Raw genomic sequence first — 19,785 nt, 5'->3', positions numbered from 1 at the left:
ACCCACCGCGCGATCGCCACCGGGCCCCGACGTCTCCGATCACTTCATCGACGTTGGATACCAGATGCCGTCTTTTGTCCGGCCGCGCGACGCCCGCTTGCGCGGCGACAGGCCCACCGATTCACTCGCCTCCTCGCCCGGGGCCCTGCGCGATGCCCATGCCGGACCAGCCCCGCTGCAATGGCTGCAACGCCAGGTGCGCCGGGCGCGGCGCGTGCCGCGTTTGCTGTCCGCCGTGGTGGCGCAACGCCGCGGCCCGATGCAGATGCTGCGCGCGATTGCCCGGATCTATCGCGCGTCCGGCGCAGGGGGCGTGTTGCGTGCCGCGTCAGCCCTGGAAGCGCGCACCCGCCAGGGCGACACGAGCGCAGCGCTGACCTATGCGCGCTGGATCGCGCGCCACGACAGCATCGACGAGACGACCCGCGCGGCGCTGCGCCAGCGCCTTGCACTGCTGCCGCAGCAGCCCCTGGTGTCCGTGGTGATGCCGACCTACAACGCCAACCCCGCCTGGCTGCGCGCGGCCATCGAATCGGTCAGGAGCCAGCTCTACCCTCGCTGGCAACTCTGCATCGCGGACGACGCCTCCACCGACGCGCAAGCAAGGCAGGTGCTGGCCTCCTATGCCGACGACGCACGCATCAAGGTCGTCTACCGCTCGCAGAACGGGCACATCTCGGCCGCCTCCAACAGCGCGCTGGCGCTCGCGGACGGCGAGTGGATCGCCCTCATGGACCACGACGACCTGCTGAAGGAAGACGCGCTGCTGTGGATGGCCGAGGCCATCTGCCAGGCGCCCGAAGCCCGCCTTTTCTACTCCGACGAAGACAAGCTGGACGCGAGCGGCCAGCGTTGCGACCCGTACTTCAAGCCCGACTGGAACCTCGACCTCTTCTATTCCCAGAACATGTTCTCGCACCTGGGCGTTTTCCACGCGGCGCTGGTGAGGCAGGTGGGGGGCTTTCGCGTCGGCATGGAGGGCGCTCAGGACTACGACCTGGTGCTGCGCTGCATCGAGCACATCGCGCCGGACCAGATACGGCATGTCGCGCGGGTGCTGTACCACTGGCGAACGCATCCGCAGAGCACCGCGGACAACGCCGGCGCCAAGCCCTATGCGCAGCTTGCCGGCGAGCGGGCGCTCAACGCGCATTTCCAGCGCCGGGGCATCCGGGGGTCCGTGGCGCATGTGGGCAACGGCTACCGGGCGCGCTATGCGTTGCCCTCTGCCTGCCCGCTGGTGACGCTCGTAATCCCCACGCGCAACGGGTTGGCCTTGCTGTGCCGCTGCATCGACAGCATCCGGGCGCGCACCGACTACCCGTACTTCGACATCCTGGTCGTCGACAACGGTTCCGACGAGCCCGAGACCCTGGCCTATCTGGAGGCCCTGGCGCGGCAGGCCGACGTCGAGGTGCTGCGAATGGACGGGCCCTTCAACTACTCCGCCCTGAACAACGCCGCGGTGGCCCACGCGCGCGGCGAACTTGTCGCGTTGCTGAACAACGATACCGAGGTCATTTCGCCGGACTGGCTGTCCGAGATGGTGTCCATCGCATTGCAGCCCGGCGTCGGTGCGGTCGGCGCCAGGCTCTGGTACTCCGACGGCACGCTGCAGCACGGGGGCGTGGTGCTGGGCGTCGGCGGCGTGGCCGGCCACAGCCACAAGCACCTGTCCCGCGATGGGGCCGGTTACTTCGGGCGCGGCAGCCTGATCCAGTCGTTCTCGGCCGTGACCGCGGCATGCCTCGTGGTCCGCCGCGCGACATACCAGGCGGCAGGCGGCCTCGACGAGGTGAACCTCAAGGTGGCGTTCAACGACGTCGACTTCTGCTTGCGGCTGTGCGCGATGGGGCTGCGCAATGTCTGGACGCCCTACGCCGAGCTGTATCACCACGAGTCCGCCACGCGCGGCTCCGACGAGACGCCTGAGAAGCAGCAACGCTTCGCATCGGAAGTCCGCTACATGCTCGAGCGATGGGGCGACACGCTGCGCCGCGACCCCGCCTACAACCGCAACCTGACACTGGCGAGCGAAGACTTTGCGCTGGCCAGCCCGCCGCGGGAATCCGCGCCCGCCTGAGCAGGCTGCGAAGTGCCGCGTTCGACCAGATCAGCCGCCGAACCGGAAACTGGAAACCACCAGCCCGCCCATGAACGCGTCCTCGTGATAAACGCGCTCCCCCGCCTCGCCCTCGGCCGCGCCGACCGCCACCATCAGCGGAATCAGGTGCTCTTCACGCGGATGCGCCATGCGCGCCGACGGGGCAGAGGCCCAGTCGAGCAGCTGCGCGCTGCGCTCGCCAGCCGAACCCTTGACCACCGCCGCATCGAGCCAGTCGTCGAAGGCCTTCGACACGCCGTGCGCCTGCGGGCCGAAGTTGCGCAGGTTGTGATAGCTGAGCCCGCTGCCGACGATGAGCACGTTCTCATCGCGCAAGGGCGCGATGGCGCGGCCCAGCGCCAGGTGTTCGGCCGGGTCGAGCCCGCGGCGCAACGACAGCTGCACCACCGGCACGTCGGCCTTCGGGTAGATGGCGGCCATGGGCGAGAACATGCCGTGGTCGTAGCCGCGCTCGGGGTCGATCTGCACCGGCAGGCCCGCCTCGGCGATCAGCGACTGCACGCGCCGCGCCAGCTCGGGCGAGCCGGGCGAGTCGTAGCGCACCTCGTACGTGTGGGCCGGAAAGCCGCCGTAGTCGTAGATCATGGGCGGGCGGGGGTTGCCCTGCACCGCGAACACCGGCGCCTCCCAGTGCGCCGACACCATCAGGATGGCGCTGGGCGTGCGGCCGATCTGGCGCGGCATGTCGGCCAGCGAGGCGGCGAGCTGGTCGTAGGTGGGGCCCATTTCCTTCTTCATCCAGGGCCAGGGGCCGCCGCCGTGCGAGATGAAGTACGTGGGCAGGCGCGGGGTTGTGGTGTCGTGGGTCAAGTCGATGCTCCTTGAAAGCGTTGCGTCGACTGTAGACATTTCCTGCAGGGAAATCGACAGGCTGCGATGCATCGGTTTCTTTCCTCTCAGGAAACCATGGCATCGCCTTGCAGGCGAGAGTGACGCGGCTTTCAGGCCTTGGCGAGGTCCTGCGGAATGTCGGCCAGGTGCTCGAGCGCCGCTTCGAGCGTTGCCCAGTTCGCGAAGAAGTACACCCGCTCGTTGCGGTCCCAGCGCCCGCCGAGCGCCTTGAGCGTGAGCGCCACCGCCGACAGGCTCCCCAGCAGCGCCGGCTTGGGCAGGCCGTAGGGTTCGATCAGGTCGCCGACGGTGCAGCCGAGCTGTGCTGCCAGGCGCTGGGCGCGGTCTGTGACGCGGGGTGAAGGCACGAACATGCAACGATTTTCAGCGAACCGGGGCGGCGGTTGCGGATGCCCTCCTCCCATAAAAGCTGGATTGCGCCGCAGCTTTTGCGGTTGCGTCAGGGCTTCTGGCGTGGCTCCTGTCGCGGCTTCAGGCGCTCGCCCCGTCCGGCGGCGCCAGGCTGCGCATCGGCAGCCGCGTCCACCAGTCGCTCGCTCAGGAAATCGATGAAGGTCCGCAGCTTCGGCGACATGTACTGCCGGCTCGTGTAGACGGCAAACAACGTGACCGGCCCGGAATCAAACGCCGGCAGCAGCCGCAGCAGGCGCCCGCTGGCGATGTCGTCGTCGACCAGCCACGAAGGCATGTAGGCGATGCCCATGTCCGCGCGCACCGCGTGCAGCGTGAGCGTGGTGTCGTCCGAGCGCATGGCCGGCGCCAGCCGCAGCGGGTACATGCGCCCGCCCGGCCCCTTGAGCGCGAGGTTCTCCAGGTTCACGTAGCTGGGCACGATGGCGCCCAGCTTCGCCAGGTCGGCCGGCAACGCGGGCGCGCCGCCCCTGCGCGCGATGTAGGCGGGCGTGGCCACCAGGTAGAAGGGCACGCGGCACAGCGGGCGGGCGATGAGCGCGGGCGAAGGCTCCTGCGTGGCGCGCAGGGCCAGGTCGTAGCCATCGGCGGCTAGGTCGACCTTGCGGTTTTCCAGGTGCATGTCGACCAGCACCTCGGGGTACTTCTCGCGGTAATCGGCCAGCACGCGCGCGAAACGCGGCGTGGCGCACCACACGGGCGCACTCACCTTGAGCTGGCCGCGCGGCGTGTCGTGCGTCTGGCCGATGGCGGCTTCGGCCGCGTCGAGCAGGTCGAGCGCGCGCCGGCTCTGCTCGTACCAGGCGGTGCCGGCTTCGGTCAGGCTCAGGTGGCGGCTGGAGCGGTGCAGCAGCCGCGCGCCGAGCGATTTCTCCAGTTGCGCGACGTGCTTGCTCGCCATGGGCGGAGACAGGCCAAGGCGCTCGGCCGCGGCCACGAAGCTGCCTGCTTCCACGACTTCGCGGAACACCCGCAGGCTGGTCATACGGTCCAAAGTCGGGTTCCTTCAAGTCTCGAGCGCGAAAGTGTAGGCACCCCCGACGAGCATGCAGCAGCTCACGGTGGAATGAAGTCCGAGAACAGGTGCCCCGCCTGGTAGAGCAGTTCGAACTCGGCGTCGTCGATGGACCGCTCGATCAGGTCGAAGTGAGACAGCGTTCCAACCAGCGCCCGATCAGGGTCGACAAGCGGAACCGCGTGGTAGCTCACGACAACGCCCTGGTACGGATGCCCATCGAGGCGCGCGTCGGTGGCCGAGTTGTTGGTCCTGAAGAGCCCGTCGCGCACGACGAACTGGCAAAAGCTCGCGTCCATCGGAACGGTTTCCAGGAAGGCCGGGCGCATTTCGCCCTCTTTGTCGACCAGCAGCACGTTGCGCAGGTTGCCCGCGTCGATCCGGTAGACCCCGGAGAACCTGTGGGGCACGCCTGCGTTCAGGTAGGCCAGCGCAGCGGCGGCGCCCCGGGCCTTGAGGACCGACGAGAAGGTTGCGAAATCACGAGCGTGCTGCATATCGACCGAGCCCTTCCGCGTGATCATTTGCTGGGATAGGCAATCTAGCACGGTGCCATGCCACCCGACGAGGCAAAAGATGACGTCGGCGTTGCGGGCAGGCCGGCAACAAGGCGCATGCCGGGTCGATACAACTTGCGATTTGTCGGCTCTGTTGCAGCCGTCGAACATGGGAGTTCTGAATGTCCGACAACCACAAGGCGATTTTGGAGAAGGCCAACGCGGCCATCACCCAAGGCGACTACGAGGGATTTCTCGCGTTCTGCACCGAAGACACGACGTGGAACTTCGTCGGCGACATGACGCTCAGCGGCAAGCAGGCCGTTCGCGAATGGATGGCGGTCACCTACAAGGAGCCGCCCCGCTTCGAGGTGCACCGGCTGATCGCCGAGGGCGACTTTCTCTCGGCGATCGGCGAGATCACGCTGAAGGACGACACCGGCAAGGCCACCCGCTCCGCGTATTGCGATGTGTGGCGTTTCAGCGATGGAAAGCTGGCCGAGCTGCAGGCCTTTGTCGTCGAGGCCGGCCCGGTGTCTTGAGCCTTGAGAATCTTGAGAAAGAGCGGCCCGTCGGTCAGGCCGTCAGGGGCAAAGACGCCAGTTCAGCCGGCTTGCCGCGCGCCCGCCCACCAGCCACGCGCCATCTGCAGCAGCGGGATCGTCATGAGCGCGCTGCACAGCAGCACGTACTGCGAGCCGCCTTCCAGAAAGGGCTCCACGGCCGCGGCCCACGGCAGTTCGCGGCCCGCGGCGGCCTGCAGCCGATGCAGTTCGCTGACGCCGTGCAGCAGCATCTGGATCGACAGCAGAGACAACAGCAACGCCGATGCCCTGAACACCATCAGCAGGCCCGAGCGAATGCGCAGCCATTTCCAGATCGGCAACAGCAGGCCGGCGGCGGCCATGCCGAACATCATTCCGGCCAGCGCATCGACCGTGCCGGAACGCGCGCTGATCGAACGCATGAACACTGCCACTTCCAGCGATTCGCGAAAGGCCGCCAGCGCGACGAACGCGACCACCACCACGGCCGCGCCGGGCCGGTCGAGCCAGGCTTCGAGCGCGAGCTGCACGCGGCTGCGGATGTGCCCTTCGGAGCCCACCATGCGCATGGCCACCAGCAGCACGCCGAGCCCCATGACGGTCGACAGCGCCGCCTCGACCATGCCGTCGAACGTCGCGTCCATCAGCAGCACGGCAATGGCCGCGGCGGGCACCAGGCCCAGCACGAGCCCCCAGGCGATGTACGGCACCAGGCGCGGGCGGCGCGCATGCACCAGGCACGCGCCGAGCGACAGCACGATCAGCATCAGTTCGGCAAGCTCGCGCAACGTAACGGCGAACGCGTCAAACACGGGGGAGCAGGCGCGAGCCGGATGAAGGCTTGATAACAATGGTTCTCATTTGTCAAAGTATCGCATGATCGCTTCCTTGCGCGGGGCGGGCGCAGCGTGCCTTCCCGCCCCTTTTTCTTCTCTTTCAACCGCTGGCCAAGCCACTTCACAGACATGCCCGCGCCCATGAGCGATCAGGACATCCTCGGCATCGTCGACCGTGCCGTGGACGACTTCAACGGCGACCTCGACGACCTCGAGAGCGCCATCGGCATGCTGATGCTCGGGCGCCACTACGGCTGGCGGGTCGTGCTGCTCATACACAGCCCGACGACGGTGCGCAAGTACCTGAAGATCCTGGGCCTGAAGAACCTGCGCGACGTGCTGCCCGAGGTCGGCGTGCTGGCCCACCGATCGAACGCGTGGCGCCTGCTCGACGGCACCAAGAACTTCTGGAAAGTGGTGCGCGGGCAGATCAGCGGCGTGCGATCGCCCCGCGTCGAGAAGTCGCCCGACAAGCCGTCCTGAAGCGACACGGCCGGAGGCCGTTCTTCCTCCGATTCATGAACTGAAGTAGTCGTCCTGGCAACCACCAGGGCGAGGCGCAGCTGCGTCCGCCTTCACATTGAAAGTGTGGTTTTGCGTCGACACGCCCCAAAACAGTAGCACTTGACAGTACTACTGCGTACTTCTACATTTCTCCGAAATTGCGAATAGTTCGTATTTCCAGACACTCCAAGCGGCCGCATCGGGAGTGCACGGGAAGGCAAGCGCTCGCCTTTTGCACGCGGCGCCTCGCGCCGGCTCTTCTCTTCAAAACCCGTTTCGTCATGAACATGAAATCCAGTCTGCGGCACCCGGTCGCGGCCCCTCGCTTCGCCCAGCTCTGCATCGCCCGGGCGGCCCAACTGCTGGCGGCCGGCGCAACGCTGGCCATCTGCGGCACGCCCGCGTGGTCGCAAACCGGCGGCGGCTCGCTGCCCCAGGTCACCGTCACCGGTGAAGGCGACCAGGGCTACTCGGCCAAGCGCAGCACCACCGCCACCAAGACCGACACGCCGCTTCGCGACACGCCCCAGTCGATCAGCGTCATCACCGCCGACGAGATGCGCGACCGCGCCGTGCAGAGCATTGCCGAGGCCGCGCGCTACGTGCCCGGCGTGGGCTTCGCGCAGGGCGAAGGCAACCGCGAGACGCCGATCTTCCGCGGCATCAGCACCACCGGCGACTTCTTCATCGACGGCATTCGCGACGACGTGCAGTACTACCGCGACCTGTACAACATCGAGCGCGTCGAAGTCTTCAAGGGCCCGAACGCGATGGTGTTCGGCCGGGGCGCCACCGGCGGCCTCATCAACCGCGTGAGCAAGCAGCCCGAATGGACGCCCTTCTACGGCGGCTCCGTCACGCTGGGTTCGCACAGCAACCGCCGCCTCACGGTGGACCTGAACCAGCCCATCAACGACCAGCTGTCGTTCCGCCTGAACGGCCTCTACGAAAACTCGAAGAGCTACCGCGACGGCGTGTGGGTGGAGCGCTCGGGCATCAACCCGACCATCAGCTGGCGCCCCAACGCCAAGACGCTCGTCACCCTGGGCTACGAGCACTTCAAGGACAACCGCATCGCCGACCGCGGCATCACGTCGTTCCGCGGCGTGCCGGTGGTGACCGACCCCTCGACCTTCTTCGGCAATGCTGCCGGCAGCCCGACCGGCTCCACGCTCGACGCGTTCAACGCGCTGGTGGAGCACGAGCTCGACAACGGCGTGCTGCTGCGCAACCGCACGCGCTGGTCCAACCAGGACAAGTTCTATCAAAACGTGTTCCCCGGCGCGGTGAACAACGCCGGCACCGGCGTGGCCATCAACGCCTACAACAACGCCACCTCGCGCAAGAGCATCTTCAACCAGACCGACCTGACCTTCTCGCTGAACACCGGCGCCATCAAGCACAAGCTGCTGGTGGGCGCCGAGCTCGGCCAGCAGGACACCGACAACTTCCGCAACACCGGCTTCTTCAACAACACCGCCACCAGCGTGACGGTGCCCCTGGCCTTCCCGACCACGTACGCGCCGGTCGTCTACCGCCAGGCCGCGACCGACGCGAACAACAGCGGCAGGGCCACCGTCGCGGCGCTGTACGTGCAGGACCAGATCGAGCTGAGCCCGCAGTTCCAGGTGATTGCCGGGCTGCGCTACGACCAGTTCAAGGTCGACTTCCGCAACAACCGCAACCTCGACCGCTTCAAGACCAACGACGACCTCGTGTCGCCGCGCGTGGGCGTGATCTACAAGCCGATCGAGCCGCTGTCGCTGTACGCCAACTACAGCATCGCGTACCAGCCGCGCGCCGGCGACCAGCTCGCCTCGCTCAGCCTGAGCACCGCCGCGCTCAAGCCCGAGAAGTTCAAGAACTACGAGATCGGCGCCAAGTGGGACGTGCTGCCCAACCTGGCCGCCACCGCCGCGATGTACCGCCTGGACCGCTCCAACGTGGTAGTGCTCGACCCGACCGACCCGACCAGCACGCGCACCATCCTGAGCGACGGCCAGCGCACGCAGGGCGTGGAACTGGGACTGAGCGGCAACATCACGCCCGCATGGAGCGTGGCCGGCGGCTACTCGTACACCGACGCCAAGTTCAAGGCCGACACCTCCGCCACCATTCGCGCCGGCGCCACCGTCGGCCAGGTGCCCAAGCACACCTTCGCGCTGTGGAACCGCTACGACTTCACGCCGGCATGGGGCGCGGGCCTTGGCGTGATCCACCAGACGAAGATGTTCGCGTCGAGCCAGCAGATCGTGACCACCGCGGCGCCCTTCCCCAACGTCGTGCTGCCGGGCTACACCCGCGTGGACGCAGCCGTGTTCTTCACGCTGAACAAGAACGTGCAGATGCAGGTGAACGTGGAGAACCTGTTCAACCGCAAGTACTTCCTGAACGCCAACAGCAACACCAACATCACGCCGGGCTCGCCGCGTGCGTTCCGTGTCTCGTTGAACGCGAAGTTCTGATGAAGGCGGGCGCCCCGTTCGGGGCGCCCCGCGAAGAGCGCGCGGTGCAGCAGAAAGCTCGCGCCGCTCCTGGAAGCGTCGAAAGCTCGAAACTTCGTTACTGCGGAATCCGCACCGTGAACACCACCTGTCCGTCGACATGGCTGTACGCGATGCTCCCGTTGTGCGACTTCACGATGGCCTGCGCGATGTGCAGGCCCAGCCCGAGCCCGCTCTTGTTGCGTTCGTTCGGCCCGATGCGGCGCTTGAACGCGCTGAACAGCTCGGGCACCAGGGCCGCGTCGATGGCCGGCGCCGTGTTCGCGACCCGCAGCACCACCACATTGCCTTCTTGTTCCAGCGCCACGCGCACCGGTTCGCCCGGCAGGCCGTGGTGCCGCGCATTGCTCACGAGGTTGCCGATGAGCTGGGCCATGCGGTCCGGGTCGCCGACCATGGCGAGCGACTTCGGCGCCTGCAGCTCGATCTGCGAACCGGGGTAGGCCATCAGGGCCTCGTCCATCGCGTCTTCCAGCAGGCGGGCGATGTCCATCGGCACCGCCTGCACCTGCAGCCCCTGCCCGCTCTGCAGGCGTGAGGCGTCCAGCACCTGGCCGATCAGGCGCCCCATGCGGCTGCTCGACGACTGGATGCGCTGCCCCAGGCGCTCGCCCACCGTGTTGCCCTCGGGCAGGCTGCGCTCCAGCAGCTTGGCGGCCATGGAAATCGACTGCAGCGGGTCGCGCAGGTCGTGGCCCAGCACGGCGATGAGTTCGGTGCGCGCCTTGTAGGTCTCGGCGTTGCGCGCCGCGCTGGCGCGAATCAACTCGTCGCGCAGCTGCCCCGCGAATTCGACTTCAGGCGCGCCCCACGGCACGCTGGTGTCGCTCACCGTCTGCTTCCAGATGTCGAACGAACCTCGCGGCGTCAGGCGCGGGCCCAGCGGGCCCGACACGTAGTGCTTCTCGGGCTTGCCGCCCCAGTTGATGGTTTCGATCTGCTCCTTGCGCGCGAGCAGCAGCCAGCCGTTGTCGATGGCGTCGAAGCGCAGCGCCAGAAAGCCGCACCACACGCCGCACAGCGGCTGCAGGTGCTCGGGCAGGCTGGCCCGCTCGTGCAGCGTCACGATCTCGTCGCTGGCCTTGGCCACGGCCAGCCATTGCACGACGGCGGCCGCCGTCTCGTGCGGAATCTCGCCCTCCACGTGCAGGCGCGACTGCTCGGCGATCACCGCGGCCTGGGCCTCGAAGGCCGCGGCCAGCGGCCCGGCCAGGCTCGCCAGCGCGCCGAAGGTGTCTTCGGCATGCAGCACCGACTCGATCATCCGGGCGCGCAGGCTGGCGGCGTCGGACGCGCGCGCGGCCTGCTCGCGCGAGAGCAGGCTCTGCACGTTGGAGGCCAGCACCTGCGCCAGCACGTCGCACGCCATGCGCACCGCGTAAGGCACCTGCAGCGCCGTGCGGTGGTGGCAGGCCAGCATGCCCCAGAGCCGGCCGTTGATGACGATCGAGATGCTCATCGACGCGCCCACGCCCATGTTGCGCAGGTACTCGATGTGAATGGGCGACACGCTGCGCAGGGTGCAGTAGCTCATGTCCAGCGGCGGCAGGCCCGGGTCGCCCACCACCAGCGCCACCGGCACCGAATGCACGTCGGCGATGAGCCGCAGCGTATTGATCACGTAGAGCCGGCGCGCCTGGGCCGGAATGTCGCTGGCCGGGTAGCGGCGCCCCAGGAAGGGCTCGAGCGACTCGTGGCGCCGCTCGGCCACCACGTCGCCGCTGTCGTCGTGCCGGAAGCGGTAGGCCATCACGCGGTCGAAACCGGTGAGCTGGTGCACCGTGTCCACCACCAGGCTGAGCAAGGCGTCGATCGAGCCCTGCCGCTTGAGCCGGTCCATGGCGCGGTGCGCCTTCAGCGCGAAGTCGGACACCGCGTCCGCCGAGGCCGAACGCTCCTCGAACTCCGCGATCAGCTCGTAGCCCATGCGGTGCACGACCAGGTCGAAAAGCCGCCCCGCCACCTCGACCTCGACATTGACCGGCGAATGCTCGGTCGCGGCGATGGGCGTGTCGTTGACCTCGTGGAGCGTCTCGTGCACCAGCGCGTCGCCCATGAAGTGCGTGGGCGCCAGCCGCTCGCCCAGCGCCGGGGCCGTGGCGCCCAGCAGCGCGGCGGCATTCGCGCTCAGGCGCGTCACGCTCAGCGTGGAGGCGTCGAACGCGATGAGCGCCCCGTGCGGCTGCACCAGCCCCGGGATGTGGATGGGCTCGCTCTCGCAGTTTTCTAGGGTGACTGTCTGGGTCATAAAGGGTGTCGGTGCACCTGGGGTGTCGGGTCGGACGGGCTGGCTGGCTTGAACGGCTTGAACGGCTTGCACGGCTTGGGTGGCCGGCAAGCCTTGGCGCAATGCCGGATTTTGCCGCAGCGGGCCTGCCCGGCCTCATCCGCATCAGGCTGCCCTGTGCTGCCGCGCGTCGTTTCGCTGGTGCCGGCACGCCATCGCGACGGCCTCCGCCGCATCGACTTCGGCGCGCCACCGCTGAGAGAACCCCCTTCGCGTTCCGCTGATGCCGCCTGTCACCGCCATGCCGGTTTCCTGTGCGCAATGGTCCAGGGCCTGGCGCAGCATCGTGTCCACGCTGGTCAGCGAGACGCGGTAGCCGTCCGCCACCTCCTGGCGAGTCTTTTCATCGATCCGCAGCGCCACGAGCACCGCGTGATGCCGGCGCGGCAGGCGATGCATCGCGCGCTCGACGGCGGCCAGGTCGGAGCGCAGCTCGACGATCCGGTCCGGGAGCGCTGGCCGGGCTCTCGCTCGCCGTGCCACCGGCAGCGGTGGCCGCCAGGGTTACGCGCAAGCCCTGTGCGTCGGCCTGCGCGGACAGCCCCTGCTCGGCCGCGCGGGCCTGCAGCACGCGCCGTTCATCGGCGCTCGGCGCGCCGCCGTCGCGCCAGCGCAGTTGCAGCGCGCCGGCCGTGTAGCGCAAGCCTTGCACCTGCCCGGCGGGCATCTGCGCGAGCAGGCCCGCGCCAGCCCGCAGCAGGCCGGCGGCATCGCCCGCGGCGGCGGGCGCCGCGCCAGCCGCCAACGCCTCTTTCTGCTGCTTCGCCTGGCGCACCGGGTCGACCACCACGAGCACATCGAGAAAGGCAGCCTGCACCCGCGCGGCCATCTGCCGCTTCAGCGCCTGCCCTTGCGCCGCAAGCTGATGGCCGTGCACCGTGAGCCCGGCGAGCCATACGGCAGCGGCCAGCACGCCCCAGCCGGCCAGCGCAGTCACCGGCACGGCGCGTGCGCCGCCTGCCGCCGCCTCGCCGGCAGGCAGCGACCAGCGCCAGCCTTCACCGGACCAGCGGCCGGTGGGGTCGGCATCGACCTCGGTCCACTGCGCGTCGAGCGGCGGCTGCGTGCCCTCGGGCAGCCATTGCGCAAAACCGTGGTGAAGGCCGCTGCGCACCACGAGCCACTGGTCGATGCGGCACGCCGTGCCACCCTGCGGCGCGCAGGCGAGAAAGGCGGCGGGCAGGTGCAGTTCGCGCACCGCCACACCGTGCCGGCGCAGCAGCGCGTGCCAGTCGCTCGCCGCGCTGCGCGCGATCCACGCGGCCGTGACGGTGCCGTCGGCAGTGCGCGGCCCGAAGCCGGTCACGAGCTGTTCGAGCAGCTGCAGCGCGCAGGGCTCGATGGCGCCCTGCACGGCCGCATGCAGGCGCCGCCCGGTCAACGGCGGCAGCGTGAAAGCGGCCATCGGCACCTCCGCGGGATGCAGGCAGGCCTCGATGCGTTTCGCGTGAAACATCCGCGCCACGTCATGCAGCGCGAGTTCGCCGCCGTCGTGCCAGCTGCCGTCGGGCAGGCGATAGCCGCAGCGCAGGCACGCGCGCGCCGCTTCAGCTTCTTGCCAGGGCGGCAACTGCAGCCGCAGCACGTCGACCTTCACACGCCCTCCCGCAGCCATACCACGCGCGGCAGCGAACGCTTGTCGTCGTGCAACAGCGCACGCTGCACGAACCGGGTGCGCGCCGTGTCGAGCACGCTCGACACGCGAAACCAGTTGCTGGTGACGCCCATGCGCACCTCGTCGGTGTCCAGCTCGGGCATGCGCAGGCGGTTGGCGAAGTCGCCGCGGTTGACGAACCACTGGCCCCGGTCGCGGGCCGCCAGCAATGCGCGCGCGCTGTCCAGCGACAGCCCGGCCACGCCCGCGGCTACCACCTGCGCGCTCGCGGTGTTCGCGTTGATCCAGGTGCGCTCGGGCAGCACGGTGACGAAGGGAGCGAGCCGCGCCAGCGTGCCGGCATCGACGCCCGGCACCGCCAGCAGGTCTTCGAGCGCGCGCAGGCGCGGTGCCTGCGCGCTGCGCGGCAACTCGGCGGGCAGGCCCATGCTTTCGGCCAGCTTGTCGGCGTGTGCGCGCACGGCTTCGGGCGGCGCCGCGGCGCCTGCCGGCACTGCGTCGCCCAGGCTCAGCACCACGCGCCGCATCACGGCGCGCCCCACCACCGGCGGCACGCCCACCAGCGCGCACAGCCGAAGGAACGCCTCGCCCTCGGCCGGGTCGAGGCGCCCGCGGTCGGCCAGGTTGCGCAGGTTGAACTTGCCTTGCTCGTCGTCGATTTCGCTGACCAGCCGCCCGCCCTCGGCGGCGACCTGTCCCGAGGCCGACCGCGCATATGGCTGGCTCCAGCGACCGTCGAGCCGCGTGGTGGGCTCGCGCAGGGCCTCGGCGCGCAGCGTGCGCTGGGCCTCGCCGAGTTCGCCGCGCAGCAGCCAGCGCGCCTGCGCACGCAGCTGGTCGCCCTGCGTGGTGCGGATGAAGGCCGACTGCCGGCCCAGCAGGCTGGCCGCCAGCACCGCGATGACCGCGACGATGAGCAGCGCACTCACCACCGCCATGCCGCGGGCGCCTGCGTTGGTCGTGCCGGGGGTGCGGGCGCATCACGTGCGCTACCAGGACCCGACGTCGGCGTTGGCCTGCTCGCCGCCGGGCTCGCCGTCGGCGCCCAGCGAGAACACGTCGATCTCGCCGTGCGTGCCCGGGTTCAGGTACTGGTAGGCGTTGCCCCAGGGGTCGGCCGGCAGGCGTTCCAGGTAGGTGCGCCAGTTCGACGGCACCTTGCCCGCGGCGGGCTTGGTCACCAGCGACTGCAGGCCCTGCGTCGCGCTCGGGTAGGTGCCGTTGTCCAGCCGGTAGAGCTTCAGCGCCTGCATGATCGCGGCCACGTCCTGACGGGCCGCCGTGGCGCGTGCCTGGTCGGGCCTGTCCATCAGGCTGGGCACGATGAGCGCCGCGAGCACGCCGATGATCACCAGCACCACCATGAGCTCGATGAGGGTGAAGCCACGCGAACGCGGGGGGCGCCCGCACCTGCTGCGGGTTGAACATGCGGCCATCTCTCCACTCCCGAGAATGTTGCGATCAGGCCGCTGATCGTGTCAGTGCTGCATGTCAGTCCGATTGAAAATCCTCGGGAGTTCTCGCCGTGCCCACGGCCGTGGCGGCCAGCGCTACGGCGTGCAGGCGAAGCTGGCCGCGTCGTTGACGTTGCCCGTGCCGTTGTAACGCGGATATTTCGGCGCCTCGCAAACGGGCATCGCGCGGGCCGTGGCGCCTGCGGCAAATTTGTAGGTCAGTTGATCCGGCGCCTGGTTGTTCTCCACCCAATCGACGATCGCCCCGAGCCAGTCGACCTCCGCCAGGTTCGCGCCCGCCCCGTGGGTCGACGCCGGAACGATGAACATGCGCGCGTTACCGCGAGGGTCGGCCAGACCGAGCGTCCTTGCCACGGTGGACATCGCGGTGAAGTTGCGAACATGGTCGTTGACCGACAGCAGCGGGTCGCCGGCGTCGTGCCAGGAGAGCAGCTTGCGGCCCGACGCCACGTAGGCCGCGATGGCGTTCCTGTCGTGGTCGGCGCCGATGCGTTGCAGGCCGCTGCTGAAGATGTAGTAGTCGCGGTCGATGTCGAAGCTCGCGAGGTTGGGGGCCGGCGCCGTGCTCGGCGGCGGCGCGCCCAGCCACAGCGGATCGTTCGTCGCCAGGAACGCGAAGCCGCCGCCCAGCCCGCCATAGCTCGTGACGCCCAACGCGGGCACGCCGGGAATGACCGATGCGGGAGCGAAGTTGGTCCAGTTGTATTTGCTGTACGCGATGGCCCCGCTGGCCAGCGTCAGGTCGCCGAGCAGGCCCGAGAGCGTCGCGACTTGCGGGGCCGACAGGCACAGCGCGGGGTCGGCATTGGCGCCCGGTTGACCGCACTGCAGCGATGAGGCAGGCAGGCTGCACGCGCCGGGGTTTGCCAGGTAGCCATCGGCCGCTCCGTCCCCGGCATCGCAGGCCGCCACTGCGGCTGCGTAGGCTGCGGCGTATTGGGGCGGACTGATTTCGGCCGGCGTGGCCGCCTTCGCGTCCGAGTTCATCAAGCCGGTGACCGCACCGCCCATGTCCATGGTTTCGCAGCCCGCGACGATGCCATCGAACTCCTGCGGCCAGCGCTGCGCGGCAATGTAGGCGTTGCGGCCTCCGTTGGAGCAGCCGTTGAAGTAGCTGTGGCTCGGCGCCTTGCCGAAGAAGGCCTTGGCGACCGCCTTGCCAAAACGCACCGTGGTGCCGACCGCGGCGTAGGCGTAGTCCGTCGCCGATTGCCGCGCATCGGCCGTGCCGGCCAACCAGACGGCCGGCGCCGCCTGCGCGGGAACGTTCGCGCGGTTGCCCCCGTTGGACGCGGCGTAGACCGCGCCCTTGAGCGCGAGCGTCGGGTCGACCGCCGTCACCGCGCCGCTCCCGTCCTTTGTCAGCATCGAGGCGATGCGCCCGTCGAAGCCGCCGCCGCCCTGCTGCCAGTAGCGGCCAGTCCAGTTGTCGGGCACGTCGATCTCGATGTCGAGGAAGGGTGCGCGTGTGCCGAGCACCTGGCAGAAGCCCGAGCTGTAGATGGGAGCGTTGGCCTCGTAGCGCGTGGTTTGCGTGACTGTCACGCCTTCGATGAGCTGGCCCTGGAGTGCGTTGCAGGTGCCCTTGAGTTGCTCGGCGGTCGGGCCTGCGGGCGGAGGGGCGACGGGTGCTGGGGCCGGGGCTGGTGCGGGTGGCGCGGACGGCACGATAGGAAAGAAGCCCGCGCCGCTGCCGTCGCCTCCGCCGCCGCAACCTTGAAGGGCCAGGCCCGCTGCCATCAGCAGGCCTGCTGGCAGCAGAGCACGGTGTACTTTTTGTTTGCTTCGCATGGGTGTCTCCAGGGTTTTGCTTGTGTGCCGAGCGTTCAGCGGACACCACGCGAAGACCGCAGCGTGGGTTGCGTCACGTCTTGTTCTTGTGTTTCACGCGGGCATCGTAGGTAGGCATTTCGATATCTGGAAATACTTTTTCTGCGTTGAATTCGATACGTTTTGGATATAGAGGCAGCGATGCAATGGCGCGACATGGCGTGTCGTGCAACGGCTGCTCTGTCACGGGTTGGCGAACAGTGCTCCTTGACCGAACACATCAGCAGCTCGTCCTGTCTCGGCGCCGTTCTTGTGAAAATCTCAGGGCACATCGCATGCGAAATACGGTTTGCCGATGGAAGCTGCTACGGACGCAGCAGCCGGTTGCGGGCTGGCGTGGTAGGCGGCATCGCGCGCGCCCTGGGCCGTCCGCGGGCACGGCAGAATGCGCGCTCCTGGCCGCAATCGGCCAGGAGCGTTTTTCCGACGCAGGCACAAGAAATACGAGTGCGCACCGACATCGACTGGAAAACGATTGGCTCGAAGAGAAACACGCCACCCGCGTCATCAACCGTTCATGAATGCAATTTCATCCTGCTTGGCCATAGCGGCAAGCCTCCTCGTCGGATGCACGACCGCGCCACCTTCGGCCGCGCCATCGCCGACCAAGCCACGCATCATTCCTTCATCAAGTTGCGCCCCTCGCTATCCTGCGGATGCAAGGCGCAACGGTGTGCAGGGAAAGGTCGTTGCTCGTGTGATGGTGACTTCGACTGGAACGGTTTCTGACGTCCAGCTTGCTCACTCGAGTGGCTTTGCGGAGTTGGACCAATCAGTGCTGGAGGCAGGAAAATGTCAGCGCTACGAGCCTGGAACCGTTGCCGGGGTGCCGAGCGAGATGTGGACGGAATTTCCGGTCACTTTCATTCTGAAAAAGTGAATGCCATCGGTCGGTCAGCGGGAACGAACGGCGGCGAGAGATTCCGGATGACTGCGTGCTTCCGCTGCGGGTGATGGTCTGGCTCATCGAGGCTGTCGGCCTGAGTCTGCTTGCGGACCAGTGTTTCTCACGATTAATAGCTTCAAGTAATAGCCTGGAAATACTTTAAAAAAATGATGGATTGGGTCCCTGTCGTCTTCATCGCGTTCAAGGTTCTCGTGTTCGGCACGGGCATGTTCTTCGCCATCAAATGGCACTACGAACGAGGAAGGAAAGACAAGCAGAAGCAGAGCGCGGTGCTGCGCGCGGGCGGCAAGTTGGCCGCGATCTTCGTGCTGTCGCTCCTGGGCCTCTCGCTCCTCACTTTCGGGCTCAGCAAGATGCTCGGTTTGGATTTGGCCTTTTCGTGATGGCAAGGAATGCTCGGCCGAATGCGGTTGTGCGGTAGCTATTCTTCGATGCGGCTATTGGTCAGCGCGTTATTTGAGCTAGGCATACCGGTCAACTAGCGTAGGCCGGTTTGAGGGACGAGATTGTTGATACGAATATCCGCGTAACGCTAGTTTGCTGTCCTCCGTTTTGCACTGGTCGAAATTCCGCTTTCGGCCAAAAGCGGTCGGTCGGGGGCGAGGCAAAAATCATAAGCACGAGCAGACCTTTGGAGGGTACATATGCTTACTGAAAATGTGGTGTTCCCCTGGTTGAATGTTCCGGTTCAAGTCGACTCGAGCTTTTCCGATCTAACCGGAGAGGAGCATCTCGCTCTCCGCAACATGGCCAACTGGACGGATCGTCTGCGCACCGCTCTAGAGCGTGCATGTTTCGCCGATTATTTGATGAAGATCGAGGCCATAGGCGCTCAACCGCCAACAGTGCCTGTGATCAAGTGCCCCAATGAGATTTTGAACCACGTTCGAGTTGAATCTGTAAGGCCTGAAGGAGTTGATTTGATTGTGGTGTATGCGGAACCGAGTTGGCAGATTGACCTGTGCCATGAATGGTGCATCGGAGGTTCTGACCGTTTGCTCTATGTCGGCCCGTTCCTTGGCTATTCCCCAAGTTCCTACGCGACTATCGAAGCCGGCATGAACAGCGCACGAAACTACGACGAGACGATCGCTCGACTTGCGCATCTACCGCAGGGCTGGAACAGCCCGACCTGAAAGGGCAAAGCGGAACGACCCTTGTTGACCAATTGTGAGCTGAAGGGCGTGGCAAGATGGACTCATTGCTCCAGTCGCTCAACCGGCTACAGTCGTCCAAAACCGGTCACTCAGTCATCCGGCAACATCACAAAAGGAGCAAACGTGGTCTTCCTTGCAATCACCCCTGGCGGTCTGAACGATGCACTGCGGGAGGCCGCAGGTTCGGGCACTGCGATTTGGTGTGGTGCTGATGCAGTCTCCGAGCAGGACTTCGCCGGGCTAAAGGGGAAGGGCCTAACGCGCTTCTCGTATGCACTTGGCGCGCGAGAACAGCCGGTCCTCGAGGACGCGCTCGATACCATCGGCCAGCATCACCCCGACGAGATTGTTTGGGTTGAAGCCGCCGCCTCTGCGAGTTGACCGAACCCGGCCGGAAGCGGTCCCTTAGAAGCGCCCTCAAATTCGATTCTAGGAGGATGACCATGTCAACGCTGCAAAAGCTTCGAGGGGATTCGATGCTCGGGTTTCCCACGTTCGGTCGAACGCTAACGCTATACCGACAAGGCAGTCGGTTGGCATTGTTTTCGTTCCTTGCGACATTGGTGCTCTTCAACTTGCCTTGGCGCCTCATTCCGGCCGTTGGTGAAATTATCCAAATGCTGGTTGCGGCGGTTGGCTTCTACTTCTCCGCAGTCCTGCTGGGTTCGCTCACGCCCAACGATGCGGATGCTGACACAGCGTCAAGAAGCTGGCTTTGATTTCGGCCTTCGGCAAGAACCGGACGCTCCTGTACCTTGCCGACCTTATGAAAAAGCCTGTGCGCGTATTTGTTGAGGTGATGGCCGAACAGTCCCCGCTATTGAAGCCAGCGCTTCAAGAGGCGGACGAATACTGGGCGCCAGCAAGCCCCCCAGCGACCACTGTCCTCGCAGACTGCGCGATGCGATTGTTAGATGAGTCCACGGACCCCGAAGCCGCCGAGACGCAACGGGCGTTGCTTCTCATCGAGGCCGCAATGGGTAGCATGGACGTGGATGTGGTGACAGCGGCGGCGACGGGGTTTATCGAGGGTTTGGTAGCGAGCGCAAGCCAGCGTGGTGTCCTTGTGCGGTTTCTCGCGGCGCTAGGCCCGAAGTCGCGCAGTCATGCCGATGCGTGGCTAGCATTCACGGGCTGAATCCGGCCAAAAGCATCGGTGATCGGGCGGGTTGATTTGACCTGCGGAGTTCTCTTCCTAGACTCGTAGATCCACTACGAAGGAGAG

General features: G+C 67.0%; 22 protein-coding genes. 11 read left to right on the top strand and 11 right to left on the bottom strand.

Annotated features, from left to right (window positions below; translation table 11 throughout):
* Window positions 1-64: 64 nt before the first annotated feature.
* Window positions 65-2,083 (top strand): glycosyltransferase family 2 protein, encoded by a 2,019-nt coding sequence (locus AB6807_RS36600; RefSeq protein WP_371088413.1) that lies wholly within the window; start codon window positions 65-67, stop codon window positions 2,081-2,083.
* Window positions 2,084-2,113: 30 nt separating this feature from the next.
* Here AB6807_RS36600 and AB6807_RS36595 read toward each other — a convergent pair whose 3' ends face one another.
* The 4 genes from AB6807_RS36595 to AB6807_RS36580 all read right to left on the bottom strand — a co-directional run bounded on the left by AB6807_RS36595 (window position 2,114) and on the right by AB6807_RS36580 (window position 5,071).
* Window positions 2,114-2,935 (bottom strand): class III extradiol ring-cleavage dioxygenase, encoded by an 822-nt coding sequence (locus AB6807_RS36595; protein WP_371088412.1) that lies wholly within the window; start codon window positions 2,933-2,935, stop codon window positions 2,114-2,116.
* 131 nt (window positions 2,936-3,066) lie between these two features.
* Entirely contained in the window at window positions 3,067-3,330 is a 264-nt protein-coding gene (locus tag AB6807_RS36590) for a hypothetical protein (protein ID WP_116913685.1), read from the bottom strand.
* Window positions 3,331-3,416: 86 nt separating this feature from the next.
* Window positions 3,417-4,382 carry a LysR family transcriptional regulator gene (locus AB6807_RS36585; RefSeq protein WP_371088411.1) on the bottom strand — a complete coding sequence of 322 codons (966 nt, stop codon included), beginning with the start codon at window positions 4,380-4,382 and terminating at the stop codon, window positions 3,417-3,419.
* A gap of 62 nt (window positions 4,383-4,444) precedes the next feature.
* On the bottom strand, window positions 4,445-5,071 hold the full coding sequence (locus AB6807_RS36580; protein WP_371088410.1) for a hypothetical protein: 627 nt from the start codon (window positions 5,069-5,071) through the stop codon (window positions 4,445-4,447).
* 11 nt (window positions 5,072-5,082) lie between these two features.
* Between AB6807_RS36580 and AB6807_RS36575 the strand changes: the two genes are divergently transcribed.
* Window positions 5,083-5,442 (top strand): nuclear transport factor 2 family protein, encoded by a 360-nt coding sequence (locus tag AB6807_RS36575; protein ID WP_371088409.1) that lies wholly within the window; start codon window positions 5,083-5,085, stop codon window positions 5,440-5,442.
* Between the two features lie 62 nt (window positions 5,443-5,504).
* Here AB6807_RS36575 and AB6807_RS36570 read toward each other — a convergent pair whose 3' ends face one another.
* Window positions 5,505-6,257, bottom strand: coding sequence for a hypothetical protein (locus AB6807_RS36570; protein ID WP_371088408.1), 753 nt, complete (start codon window positions 6,255-6,257; stop codon window positions 5,505-5,507).
* A gap of 165 nt (window positions 6,258-6,422) precedes the next feature.
* Between AB6807_RS36570 and AB6807_RS36565 the strand changes: the two genes are divergently transcribed.
* Together AB6807_RS36565 and AB6807_RS36560 are read left to right on the top strand one after the other, a co-directional pair.
* Window positions 6,423-6,764 (top strand): hypothetical protein, encoded by a 342-nt coding sequence (locus AB6807_RS36565; protein WP_371088407.1) that lies wholly within the window; start codon window positions 6,423-6,425, stop codon window positions 6,762-6,764.
* A 308-nt stretch (window positions 6,765-7,072) separates the two neighbouring features.
* Window positions 7,073-9,250, top strand: coding sequence for a TonB-dependent receptor (locus tag AB6807_RS36560; protein WP_371088406.1), 2,178 nt, complete (start codon window positions 7,073-7,075; stop codon window positions 9,248-9,250).
* 97 nt (window positions 9,251-9,347) lie between these two features.
* On the opposite strand, the gene AB6807_RS36555 is transcribed toward AB6807_RS36560, so the two are convergent.
* The 6 genes from AB6807_RS36555 to AB6807_RS36530 form a co-directional block, all read right to left on the bottom strand.
* The gene (locus tag AB6807_RS36555) at window positions 9,348-11,537 is read right to left on the bottom strand and encodes an ATP-binding protein (RefSeq protein ID WP_371088405.1); all 2,190 of its coding nucleotides are present in this window, start codon (window positions 11,535-11,537) and stop codon (window positions 9,348-9,350) included.
* A 144-nt stretch (window positions 11,538-11,681) separates the two neighbouring features.
* On the bottom strand, window positions 11,682-11,939 hold the full coding sequence (locus AB6807_RS36550) for a hypothetical protein (protein ID WP_371088404.1): 258 nt from the start codon (window positions 11,937-11,939) through the stop codon (window positions 11,682-11,684).
* Entirely contained in the window at window positions 11,920-13,173 is a 1,254-nt protein-coding gene (gene gspL / locus AB6807_RS36545; RefSeq protein ID WP_371088403.1) for a type II secretion system protein GspL, read from the bottom strand. The genes AB6807_RS36550 and gspL overlap by 20 nt, the downstream gene beginning before the upstream one ends.
* Window positions 13,170-14,129, bottom strand: a complete 960-nt coding sequence (gspK, locus tag AB6807_RS36540) for a type II secretion system minor pseudopilin GspK (protein ID WP_371088402.1) — start codon at window positions 14,127-14,129, stop codon at window positions 13,170-13,172. The genes gspL and gspK overlap by 4 nt, the downstream gene beginning before the upstream one ends.
* A gap of 51 nt (window positions 14,130-14,180) precedes the next feature.
* A complete protein-coding gene (gene gspG / locus AB6807_RS36535; protein ID WP_371088401.1) occupies window positions 14,181-14,627 on the bottom strand; it encodes a type II secretion system major pseudopilin GspG in 447 nt (148 codons plus the stop codon).
* A gap of 114 nt (window positions 14,628-14,741) precedes the next feature.
* Window positions 14,742-16,457 carry a tannase/feruloyl esterase family alpha/beta hydrolase gene (locus AB6807_RS36530; RefSeq protein WP_371088400.1) on the bottom strand — a complete coding sequence of 572 codons (1,716 nt, stop codon included), beginning with the start codon at window positions 16,455-16,457 and terminating at the stop codon, window positions 14,742-14,744.
* Window positions 16,458-16,703: 246 nt separating this feature from the next.
* On the opposite strand from AB6807_RS36530, the gene AB6807_RS36525 reads away from it, so the two are divergent.
* The 7 genes from AB6807_RS36525 (at window position 16,704) to AB6807_RS36495 (ending at window position 19,698) form a co-directional block, all read left to right on the top strand.
* A complete protein-coding gene (locus AB6807_RS36525; RefSeq protein ID WP_371088499.1) occupies window positions 16,704-17,225 on the top strand; it encodes a hypothetical protein in 522 nt (173 codons plus the stop codon).
* Window positions 17,170-17,376, top strand: coding sequence for an energy transducer TonB (locus AB6807_RS36520; RefSeq protein WP_371088496.1), 207 nt, complete (start codon window positions 17,170-17,172; stop codon window positions 17,374-17,376). The genes AB6807_RS36525 and AB6807_RS36520 overlap by 56 nt, the downstream gene beginning before the upstream one ends.
* A 233-nt stretch (window positions 17,377-17,609) precedes the next feature.
* Window positions 17,610-17,786 carry a hypothetical protein gene (locus tag AB6807_RS36515; protein ID WP_371088399.1) on the top strand — a complete coding sequence of 59 codons (177 nt, stop codon included), beginning with the start codon at window positions 17,610-17,612 and terminating at the stop codon, window positions 17,784-17,786.
* A gap of 261 nt (window positions 17,787-18,047) precedes the next feature.
* On the top strand, window positions 18,048-18,539 hold the full coding sequence (locus AB6807_RS36510) for a hypothetical protein (RefSeq protein ID WP_371088398.1): 492 nt from the start codon (window positions 18,048-18,050) through the stop codon (window positions 18,537-18,539).
* Between the two features lie 144 nt (window positions 18,540-18,683).
* The gene (locus AB6807_RS36505; protein WP_371088397.1) at window positions 18,684-18,941 is read left to right on the top strand and encodes a hypothetical protein; all 258 of its coding nucleotides are present in this window, start codon (window positions 18,684-18,686) and stop codon (window positions 18,939-18,941) included.
* A gap of 62 nt (window positions 18,942-19,003) precedes the next feature.
* The gene (locus tag AB6807_RS36500) at window positions 19,004-19,279 is read left to right on the top strand and encodes a hypothetical protein (protein ID WP_371088396.1); all 276 of its coding nucleotides are present in this window, start codon (window positions 19,004-19,006) and stop codon (window positions 19,277-19,279) included.
* Window positions 19,276-19,698, top strand: a complete 423-nt coding sequence (locus AB6807_RS36495; RefSeq protein WP_371088395.1) for a hypothetical protein — start codon at window positions 19,276-19,278, stop codon at window positions 19,696-19,698. Before AB6807_RS36500 ends, AB6807_RS36495 begins: the two co-directional genes overlap by 4 nt.
* Window positions 19,699-19,785: the final 87 nt, after the last annotated feature.

The sequence above is a fragment of the Variovorax sp. RCC_210 genome, assembly GCF_041355175.1.
Taxonomy (GTDB): Bacteria; Pseudomonadota; Gammaproteobacteria; order Burkholderiales; family Burkholderiaceae_C; genus Variovorax.
Note: the sequence above shows the minus strand (reverse complement) of the source record. Positions and strands in the feature narration are given on the sequence as shown.

Bases quoted from the DNA above. Each gene is read 5' to 3' on its own strand.
- AB6807_RS36600 (WP_371088413.1), top strand. From the start codon at position 65: ATGCCGTCTTTTGTCCGGCCGCGCGACGCCCGCTTGCGCGGCGACAGG.
- AB6807_RS36590 (WP_116913685.1), bottom strand. From the start codon at position 3,330: ATGTTCGTGCCTTCACCCCGCGTCACAGACCGCGCCCAGCGCCTGGCA.
- AB6807_RS36580 (WP_371088410.1), bottom strand. From the start codon at position 5,071: ATGTTCGACGGCTGCAACAGAGCCGACAAATCGCAAGTTGTATCGACC.
- AB6807_RS36575 (WP_371088409.1), top strand. From the start codon at position 5,083: ATGTCCGACAACCACAAGGCGATTTTGGAGAAGGCCAACGCGGCCATC.
- AB6807_RS36565 (WP_371088407.1), top strand. From the start codon at position 6,423: ATGAGCGATCAGGACATCCTCGGCATCGTCGACCGTGCCGTGGACGAC.
- AB6807_RS36560 (WP_371088406.1), top strand. From the start codon at position 7,073: ATGAAATCCAGTCTGCGGCACCCGGTCGCGGCCCCTCGCTTCGCCCAG.
- AB6807_RS36555 (WP_371088405.1), bottom strand. From the start codon at position 11,537: ATGACCCAGACAGTCACCCTAGAAAACTGCGAGAGCGAGCCCATCCAC.
- gspK (WP_371088402.1), bottom strand. From the start codon at position 14,129: ATGGCGGTGGTGAGTGCGCTGCTCATCGTCGCGGTCATCGCGGTGCTG.
- gspG (WP_371088401.1), bottom strand. From the start codon at position 14,627: ATGGCCGCATGTTCAACCCGCAGCAGGTGCGGGCGCCCCCCGCGTTCG.
- AB6807_RS36530 (WP_371088400.1), bottom strand. From the start codon at position 16,457: ATGCGAAGCAAACAAAAAGTACACCGTGCTCTGCTGCCAGCAGGCCTG.
- AB6807_RS36515 (WP_371088399.1), top strand. From the start codon at position 17,610: ATGTTCTTCGCCATCAAATGGCACTACGAACGAGGAAGGAAAGACAAG.
- AB6807_RS36510 (WP_371088398.1), top strand. From the start codon at position 18,048: ATGCTTACTGAAAATGTGGTGTTCCCCTGGTTGAATGTTCCGGTTCAA.
- AB6807_RS36500 (WP_371088396.1), top strand. From the start codon at position 19,004: ATGTCAACGCTGCAAAAGCTTCGAGGGGATTCGATGCTCGGGTTTCCC.